The organism is Ewingella sp. S1.OA.A_B6 (assembly GCF_049889095.1).
GTDB lineage: Bacteria > Pseudomonadota > Gammaproteobacteria > Enterobacterales > Enterobacteriaceae > Ewingella.
In genome coordinates, this window is the sequence record NZ_JBLJFK010000069.1 from 1 (window position 1) to 279 (window position 279).

Below are 279 nucleotides of genomic sequence, written 5' to 3' on the forward strand. Positions count from 1 at the left end.
GCGGCGCCTGTATTAACGAAACGATTTTTCACATTGCCCAGCAAAATCTGCCGTTTGGCGGTGTCGGGGCATCGGGGATGGGGCGTTATCACGGCAAATATAGCTTTGACACCTTCTCTCATCCAAAAGCGGTGTTTAAACAAAGTCACCTTAACTTCGCGCATTTGCTCCAACCACCGTATGGCAAGACCTTTTGGAACATGATGAAGGTAATTTTAAAAGCCTAGTGATTGCAATGCTTAGACAACCTTGTATGGATAACTTTGCCTATATAACTCG

The 279-nt window shown here is 45.2% G+C and carries 1 pseudogene; it reads left to right on the forward strand.

Annotated elements, in window-relative coordinates:
* Positions 1-227 (forward strand): annotated as a pseudogene (locus ACMV8I_RS21505) (hypothetical protein); the annotation flags it as partial.
* Positions 228-279: the final 52 nt, after the last annotated feature.